The sequence below is a fragment of the Arsenicicoccus bolidensis DSM 15745 genome (assembly GCF_000426385.1).
Taxonomy (GTDB): Bacteria; Actinomycetota; Actinomycetes; order Actinomycetales; family Dermatophilaceae; genus Arsenicicoccus; species Arsenicicoccus bolidensis.
Map to the genome: position 1 here is coordinate 1 of NZ_AUFG01000072.1, position 8,021 is coordinate 8,021.

Annotated in this window: 9 protein-coding genes and 1 pseudogene; 3 read left to right on the forward strand and 7 right to left on the reverse strand. The window is 67.1% G+C overall.

Annotation, left to right across the window (positions count from 1 at the left end; all coding sequences use genetic code 11):
• On the reverse strand, window positions 1-344 hold a 344-nt coding region (locus K313_RS0119160; protein WP_084413065.1), incomplete at its 3' end, for an IS5 family transposase.
• Between K313_RS0119160 and K313_RS0119165 the strand changes: the two genes are divergently transcribed.
• From K313_RS0119165 to K313_RS0119175, 3 genes are read left to right on the forward strand one after another with little or no spacing between them, the layout of a single operon-like run.
• The gene (locus K313_RS0119165) at window positions 343-906 is read left to right on the forward strand and encodes an alpha/beta hydrolase (protein WP_156911483.1); all 564 of its coding nucleotides are present in this window, start codon (window positions 343-345) and stop codon (window positions 904-906) included. The genes K313_RS0119160 and K313_RS0119165 overlap by 2 nt on opposite strands.
• A gap of 52 nt (window positions 907-958) precedes the next feature.
• Window positions 959-1,171 carry a hypothetical protein gene (locus K313_RS0119170; RefSeq protein WP_029212988.1) on the forward strand — a complete coding sequence of 71 codons (213 nt, stop codon included), beginning with the start codon at window positions 959-961 and terminating at the stop codon, window positions 1,169-1,171.
• A complete protein-coding gene (locus K313_RS0119175; protein WP_029212989.1) occupies window positions 1,168-2,058 on the forward strand; it encodes a DUF6602 domain-containing protein in 891 nt (296 codons plus the stop codon). The genes K313_RS0119170 and K313_RS0119175 overlap by 4 nt, the downstream gene beginning before the upstream one ends.
• Window positions 2,059-2,149: 91 nt before the next feature.
• Here the strand turns inward: K313_RS0119175 and K313_RS21840 are convergent, their stop codons facing one another.
• From K313_RS21840 to K313_RS23315, 6 genes and pseudogenes are all read right to left on the reverse strand, one after another.
• Window positions 2,150-4,519: a helicase-related protein gene (locus K313_RS21840; RefSeq protein ID WP_029212990.1), complete on the reverse strand. Its 2,370-nt coding sequence runs from the start codon at window positions 4,517-4,519 to the stop codon at window positions 2,150-2,152.
• On the reverse strand, window positions 4,516-4,758 hold the full coding sequence (locus K313_RS24330; RefSeq protein ID WP_029212991.1) for a hypothetical protein: 243 nt from the start codon (window positions 4,756-4,758) through the stop codon (window positions 4,516-4,518). The genes K313_RS21840 and K313_RS24330 overlap by 4 nt, the downstream gene beginning before the upstream one ends.
• Window positions 4,755-5,066, reverse strand: coding sequence for a transposase (locus K313_RS24940; protein ID WP_205621911.1), 312 nt, complete (start codon window positions 5,064-5,066; stop codon window positions 4,755-4,757). The genes K313_RS24330 and K313_RS24940 overlap by 4 nt, the downstream gene beginning before the upstream one ends.
• 121 nt (window positions 5,067-5,187) lie before the next feature.
• Window positions 5,188-6,609, reverse strand: coding sequence for an IS1380 family transposase (locus K313_RS0119200; RefSeq protein ID WP_029212993.1), 1,422 nt, complete (start codon window positions 6,607-6,609; stop codon window positions 5,188-5,190).
• A gap of 279 nt (window positions 6,610-6,888) precedes the next feature.
• Window positions 6,889-7,635 (reverse strand): hypothetical protein, encoded by a 747-nt coding sequence (locus K313_RS0119205; RefSeq protein ID WP_156911484.1) that lies wholly within the window; start codon window positions 7,633-7,635, stop codon window positions 6,889-6,891.
• A gap of 91 nt (window positions 7,636-7,726) precedes the next feature.
• A pseudogene (locus K313_RS23315) lies at window positions 7,727-8,021 on the reverse strand (transposase); the annotation flags it as partial.

Below are 8,021 nucleotides of genomic sequence, written 5' to 3' on the forward strand. Positions count from 1 at the left end.
CGGGTGGTATTGGTGGCGTGCTGGTGAGCGCGGGCGATGGTGGAGTCCACCGCGACCTGCCAGTCGATGACCTCTGCCGCGTCTGCCCGAGTCAGCAGCGCGCTCAGGACACGGTCCCAGGTGCCGTCCCCGGCGAAGCGGCGGTGGCGCTTCCACACCGTCTGCCAGGGCCCGAACTCGCCTGGCAGGTCCCGCCACGCGATCCCGGTCCGGTACCGGTAGATGATCCCCTCCACCACCGTGCGGTGATCACGAAAACGCCTACCTCGCTTACCATCCGAGGTCGGCATGAACGGTTCGACCAGTTCCCACTCGGCATCCGAAAGCACCCTCATCCGCGACATGCTGTCCAGAATCGCGGGTCACCCCACACGCCATTGGGAGACACGCCCTAGCGGCGCGCACCTCGGTGTGCGTGGGACGGTCCGACTGCCCGACGGGCACGCGTTCTTTCGTCGCCACCCAGACCGCCGCATCGACGAGGACGATCTCAGGGCCAGGATTCCCGGGCTGGAGGCGTTCATCCGGGTCATGCACGATGACCTTGGCGGTGTCCGGCCGGTCGCCGTGGGGTTCTCCAACGGAGCGATCACGGCGGCAGCCCTGCTGATGTTGCACGCAGATCTGCTCAGCGGCGCGGTGCTCTTCCGGCCGCTGTCTCCCTTCGTCACCCCGCCCCTCTCCAATCTTGACGGCCTCCCGGTGCTGGTCCTCGACGGTGCGCATGACGAGCGGCGGTCGCCCGGTGATGGGTTCCGCTGTGCTCAGGGGCTGGCAGCAATGGGGGCCGACGTGACCCACCACGTGGTGCCCGCGACGCATGCGCTCACGGACCGCGACGAGCGTCTGGCTATTGCGTGGCTGCGTCGGACATCGATCACCCGTCCCGAGGCGGTGTCTCAGTGACCACCCTGTACCGAACGATCAAGCGCGCGAAGGCGCAGGGAGAGGGGTCTCGATGACCACGGGCGGGGACGGCAACGTGATCAAGGCGGAGGATCTCGAGGTGGCCGACACTCAGCTGTCCTCGCTGCTGAACAAGTGCGAGGCCGTCTTGAGCGGGACGTCACTCAGTCCTTCGCGGCAGACCCTGATGACCAACAGGGTGTCAGCGCTGCGCACGGCGCTCGAGCTCGTCCGCCAGGCGAAGGCACGAGGGGTGTCTCAGTGACCACGGGATCTGTTCAGCTGTCCGAAACGTTCGCGCACGTAGCCGCCAAGATGCGGGCTGACTTCGAGCTCAGCCGCCAAGTCAATCACTGGGGGTCCAAGGGATCCTCCCGTGAGGGAATTCTGCGGAAGTTCCTCGTCGCCTTCCTGCCGAGGGTCGCCGAGGTGACCGGAAATGCCGAACTCATCTCCACTGACGGTCAGATATCTGGTCAGTGCGATGTCCTCGTCGTCGACGCGAGCACCCCATCTCTGTGGTCCTCTGATTCGGTGCGCACGGTGCCGATCGAGAGCTGTCACGGCTGGGTCGAAGTCAAGTCTCAACTTTCCGTAGCGGAGTTGACTACGGCGTGGAAGGCCGCCGTCAAGATCAAGAGGATGCCGCGCACGGCCTATCAGACGAACCTGGTGTCTAGTCTTCTTGGTGCTTCCACCAACGGGGCAGCCGAGCAGCTCCATCGCGATATGGCGCCGCAGTGCCATGTCTTCGCCTACTCCGGTGCCTCATTGGAGACGCTGCAAGCTGCGATGGGCAAGCTTGCTGCTGACACCGACATCGGCATGGGACTGGACTCTGTCTGCGTCCTCGACCAAGGCTTCCTCACTTGGGTCACGTTGGAGCCCGACGACGTCCGATTCGGTAAGGAGTTCCCTGGATCTGCCCTCGCCACCTACGCTTCCGACCCGGGCCAGGTGCTCCTCTTCCTCAACGCGTTCCTCCACGCGAAGCTATCTCAGATCGCGCTGTACCCCCTGCTCGACTTCAACCAGTACGTCAGGGAGAGAATCGGGACGCGCGTCGGTGACTTCGTCGCGCCCCAGCGCAGTGGTGTTCCGACTTCGCCCTCCGCGTCGGGGGCGGCGCACGGCACGGACACGTCTAGGTGACCACTACGGATGAGTGGGAGGCGGGCATCCTCGCCAACGCGACGTCGGCCGTGGCTGCCCTAGAGGTCGCCGCCTGCGGCGTGATCCCGAGCTAGATTCCGGGCCCTACGCCCGGCGTTGACGGCGGCTGGTGGCCAGCCCGGTGCGCTGATCGGTTCAGCACGTCCCGGCTCTCGTTGATGTACATCGTGGTGCGCTCCCTGGTTGCGGCCTCGCAGGGGTCTACGCGCGGGGTTTCCTCGGCCTCCTGCGGTGGCGGTGCCGCTTGCGGAGGGTTCGGCGCGTGGCTCATCTTCCGGTCGATCTCTTCCAGCCTGGAACGAGCGGATGTCAGTTCTGCCTCTCGCGGGAAGGGCGCACCGAGCGAGGCTTGAGCAGCGTCCCTCTCCACGACCGCACGGTCCAGGTTCGCCCGGGCGTCAGCGAGGGTCCTGGGCAGCCCGGTGATGGCGTTCTCGAGGCGTGTGATGACTCCGTGGCCGGTGTCGTCGAGGGGGACGTCGACGGCGACCTCGGGGACGTCGGAGAGTCGGAGCTGGACCACGTCCTCGCCGATCCAGGTCAGTCGGAGGTGGGCGTCGAAGGAGTGGCCGCCGAGCTGGAGAGCGTTCTGGACCGCGGTCTCGGGACGAGTGTTCCGGTCGAGGGTGGAGTGGTGCTGGCCCATCAGGTGGCGCAGGTTGGTTGCCGCTGCCGACCGTTCGGAGGTCGGGACGTCGTTCACGACTGCCCGGAAGGCGTCCCCCTTGGTGTCGATGATCTTCTCGATGGCTCGCTCGATCCGCGGTAGCCGGCTCTCGTGGACAGAGATGTCGCGCTCGGCCGCGGTGATCTTGTGTCGAAGGCTCGTCTGCTCGCGGGCGTGGGATCGCTGGAGCCGGGTCAGGGTGGCGACGTCCTGCTCGACCTCTGCTCGCTCGAGGATGAGCGGGTCGCCCGAGGCGATTGCCTTGACCTCGTTGAAGCTCATGGTGCTGTCGCCGATGTCCTCGATGTCACGGCGGTCGAGGCTGCCGCGCATGAGCTGGTCGATGAACTTGGCCTTTCGCTCGACGGTCTGCCACGAGTAGGCGTCGAAGCTGCCCTCGACGACGTACCGGTAGATGCCGACCTCGGCGTTGAGGTTTCCCTGGCGCAGGATGCGCCCCTCTCGCTGCTCGATGTCCGCAGGACGCCAGGGGCAGTCGAGGTGGTGAAGGGCAACCGCTCGGGCCTGAATGTTCGTGCCGACCCCCATCTTGGACGTCGACCCGATGATGACGTCGACTCCCCCGGTGCGGCACTGCTCGAAGAGCGGCGCCTTCTTCCGGTCGTTGCTGGCCTCGTGGATGAACCGGATGCGGCCGGGGTCCATCCCGCGGTCGGTGAGGAGCTCCTTGAGGTGCCCGTAGGCGTTGAAGCCCTCTCCGCTGGGGGTGCCGAGATCGCTGAATACGAGCTGCAGAGCCCCCTTCGCCGGCTGGTCGCCCTCGTCGGAGGGCGAGGGGTAGACGTTGTCGCGGTTGTCGAGCCAGACCTGCACGATGCGGTCGGCGGCGACCTCAAGCTTGGTCGGGACGCTGAAGAGTTCGTCCTCGGGCTGGTCGAGGTCGACCAGGCGCAGGTCGAGCGCGGCGGCGCGGCCGTTGCTGGAGATCTTGAGCATGTTGTCCGTGCTCGGGTCGACAGCGCGGGAGCGGACCCGCTCTGCCCGCTCCCCCAGGTCTGCGACGTAATCGCGCAGGGTCTGGCTGGGGGTGATGAGGATCGTCTCCGGGGATCGCTGCCCGTCGGGGCGTTCCCGCAGGTCTGGCCGCTTGAGGTAGGGCAGGTCTTCGGCGGTCTTGACGTCTGCGGCGACGTGCCAGAGCCGTAGGAGCTCCGGGACGTTCCTGAACCGGGCGAATCGGGTGTTGGTGCGGTAGTTGCCGCCGCCCTCGGGGGCGAGCTCGACCTGGGTGACTGGCTCACCGAAGGTCGCGGCCCAGCTGTCGAAGTCGGTGATCCCGACGTCGTCGAGGAGGTCGGGCCGGATGTACCGCTGCATCACGTAGGCCTCGGCGACGCTGTTGGCGATCGGTGTGGCCGTTGCTCCGGTGAACACGCGGTCGCCGTTGGTGCGGCGCAGGTAGTCCAGCTTCATGTCGAGGTCGATCGCGCGGTCGGCCCCGATGTGCGCGGCGTCGCGGATGCTGGAGACCACGCGCATGTTCTTGTAGTCGTGGAGCTCATCGACCATCAGGTAGTCGATGCCGAGCTGCTCGAAGCTCAGGCCGGTGTCTCGCCGCTGGTCGAGCGCCTTCTTCATCCGCTCCTCCTGGTTCAGGAGAGCGGTCTCCATCCGCTTGACCATGCGCGTGTCCGCGGCGTCGTCGCTGGAGAGCTTGGACATGGACTCGCGGAGCGCGTCCTGCTCGCGGGCCATGTAGGCGCGTTCGGTGTCGGCAGAGACCGCCAGTGCGCTGAATGCGCCGCGGGTCATGATGGACGGCGGATCAGGGCGTGCATCTTCCGCACCCCGTAGACGCCGTAGTTCTCCGCGTGCAGCCGCACGATCTCCGGGACGAGGAGCTCGTCCTTGAGCTGGCGGGCCGAGGGCGGCCTGGTCTTGGCGGCGCGGTAGCCGCGGGAGGTGATGAACCCACGAACTGCCGGGCGCAGCCCCCGGCAGATGGCCTCGACCCCGAACTGATCCTTGTGCTCGTCGATGTAGCGGATCATCTCGTCGTGGGGCGGTCGAGCTCCTTGGCGAAAAACACTGAGGCGGACTTCAAGATCTCGTTCGCGCGACGCAACTCGGCGACCTCGCGCTTAAGGCGCTTGATCTCCTCGGCGTCCTCGCTCGTGGTGCCGGGCCGGGCTCCGGCGTCGACCTGGGCGCGGTGGACCCACAGTCGCAGGGTCTCGACGTTCATCCCCAGCAGTCCCGCGACGTGCCGCAACGCGGCCGTCTCGTGCGGGTGCTCTGGGCGGACCTCGGCGACCATCCGCACTGCCCGCTCACGCATCTCGTTCGTATACCTGGCCATCGTTCCCATCCTGACTGATCAAGCGGAACGAACCCAGTGCGATTCAGGCAGAGCGGTTCTCCTGACCTCGCTGTCAGGGTTTTCCACTTCGAGTTCGGGTCGCGCCGTGAGGGCTGGGTGGTCAGGAAGTGACCGGTGCTGGTGGACCGCAGCCGTGGGTGAACAGGCGGGTCCACGCGGCTTCCCAGGGCCAGGCGGTCGGCAGGTGCAGGGTGACCCGCCGCGCCGAGGACGCCACCCGGGCCGGGACGGTGATCAGCTTCGCGCGGATGGTGGCGGTGGTCGCGCGGGCGAGGTCGCTGCCGGCGATGGCGGCGGCGGTGCGGGTGAGGTTGAACGCGATGACCGCCAGCACCAGCCAGGCGGCGTTGGCGGTGAACTTCCCGGAGGGCAGGTGGGCCAGGGCGGAGCTCTTCAGGTCGGCGTGGACCTGCTCGATGATCGCGTGCCCGCGGTGGGTCTTGTCCGCCGCGACGGTGTCCAGGTCGGCGGGGTCGGTGGTGGTGAAGAAGGCGTGGAAGCGCCACGTGTCGAACAGGGTGCCCTGTCCAGCGGCCTTCTTCTTCTCGGCGTTGAGGTCGGGGATGCGGCGCACCACCAGGCGCCCGGTCACCTGGTCGGTGGCCTTCTTGGAGGTGAACGCGGTGAAGGGCACCTCGGCGACCTCAGCCCGCGACACCCACGTGTTGCTGACCTCGTCGAAGATGGCGTCGGTGTACTCGATGGGCGTCCACGCTTCTTGGCTGATGGTGGCGATCGCGGCCTTGACCTTGGGGTCCAGGCGCACGGTGATCGACACCTGGGCCCCACCACGGAGCGCGGCACCGACGGTGGGCGCCCCATAGAACGCGGAGTCCGCCCGCAGCAACGGCTTCACATCTGAACGGCCGCGCAGGGTGCTGACCGTCTTCAGCGCGTCGGCGACCAGCCGTTTGGCTCCGCGTGGGGACCCGCACGAGCCCTTGCGCAGCCGCTGCGTCACCACCACCGGCGCTGACCCGGAGGTGGTGACCGTGGCCAGCAGCGCGTTCAGGCCACGGACCCCGGAGTAGCCGAACCCGGCGCCCTGCTTGGCGTGGCCGTGGACCTCGATGATCGTGTCATCGATGTCGACCAGCACCCGTGTGCTCGTGCCGTCGCGCCGGACCTGCGCGCCCTGGCCGCCCGCAGCTGTGAGGTTGGCCAGGAACCTGGAGGCGACCGCGTCGAGCTGGCGCACGTGACCGAACGTGAACGCCCGCAGGAACGACCCCAACGTCGACGGCGCGTACGCCCGGGCGAAGACCCGGCCCATCCCGCCGTGCCGCAGCAGCGCCATGTCATCGATGCTGTCGGCGCCGGCGACCATCCCCGCGACCAGGGAGGCCACCTTCAACCCGGCGTTGGCGCCCTTGTCACCCGGCACGCTCAAGTGCTCACCGGCCAGGCGTGCGAGCCCTGCCGAGTCCGCCAGTGCAAGGACCGGGACCAGCCCGGCCGCCGACACCAGGTTCGGGTCATCGAACACCGCCGACGTCGCCGCGCGGGTGTGGCAGAGTTTCATCCCAGAGATGCCCTTCCGGGTGGGTGGTTTGGAACTGTCGCGAGAACCAATCTCCCAGCACGGCAGGGCATCTCGTCGTTACGGCACGCTCAAAGGCCCGAGCTCATCGGTGGATCGAGGCTTAACTGTGACTGCCAGTTCGCTCGCCTGGGTCGGGGCCTGGTCCAAAGGGCCAGGCCGGAACTTCCGTCGTCGCGGCGGCCCTCCCATGGCCCACGACAGGCCCCACCGGCCACTCCTGGACGCGACTGTGTCCTACTGACCCCCTGAGTACGCGCACTATCTCTGGTCCTGCTTGTCGGGTCGTCGAGCCAAGGTGTCGCTCAGAGTCTCCCTGCTCCTGATCCACCGCCCGGCCACCGGGTCGATGCAGTCCGCGACGTAGATGGCGCGATTCAGGTCTGAGAGCAGGTCCCGTCGATGGATGGGCTCATGATGGGCGGCTCGGTTCCTCAGGAAGTTGATCTGCTCGACGTGTCCCTCCAAGACGCGCTGGTTGGTACGAGCGTCTCCTTCCGCACCAGGGAAGGCCTTGTCGAGGGCAGGGACCCATAAGTGGGTGAGGTACCGCCGACTCATCAGGAAGCGCCAGAAGCCGAGGTTCAGCTCGGCCACGACATGACCTCGTGTTGCGACCTTCCGCCCTCGTCGGGCACGAGCCCGTGCCTGCCTGACGTCCTTGCGCCCCCGTTCACCCAGCGGAGCCGTGTCCAGCCAGTCGGACCACCCCTTCTTACTCGCAAGGATGGCCATCTCTCGGTCGAGGGCGTTCCGGAGGACGACCTCCACCATCGCGGACAACGAGACGGCAGCGGCCGACGCTTCGATGTTCCACTCATAGAGGGCGAACGCGGCCGTGCGGTCTCCATCAGCTGCGCGGAAGTAGGAGCCGAGCCGCTCCTCAGTCAGAAGCGATTCCAGGCGCTGATAGTCGACGTCATGGTCAGCTCGGTCTGGCAATCCTCCGACTCCCTCGGGTACAGTCGTCTCTCGAAGACCCCGGAACGATCCCTGGCTCAGCCACATCGCCGGGGTTTCGTCTTGCGCGCGTGACTAGGCTGACGGCCCTTCGGATAGAGCCCCGTTGAGTGGTGGGCTTTGAGGTGATGCTCGTTGCCTACCGGTCGCTCTTTTCGAGGGCGACGGTCTCAGTATCGCGGGTTGGGTAGAGCTTGGCCATGGAGCCTTCGCAGAGGTAGCGGCGGTCATCGACCTGCCATTCGTCGTGGGTGTCGGCCAGGACGGCTCCGATGAGGCGGATGACGGCGGCTTCGTTCGGGAAGATGCCTACGACGCGGGAGCGTCGCTTGATCTCCTTGTTCAGCCGCTCAAGGGGGTTGGTGGACCAGATCTTGCGTCAGTGCTCGCGCGGGAACGCCGCGAAGGCGAGCACTTCCGCCTTGGCGCCGTCC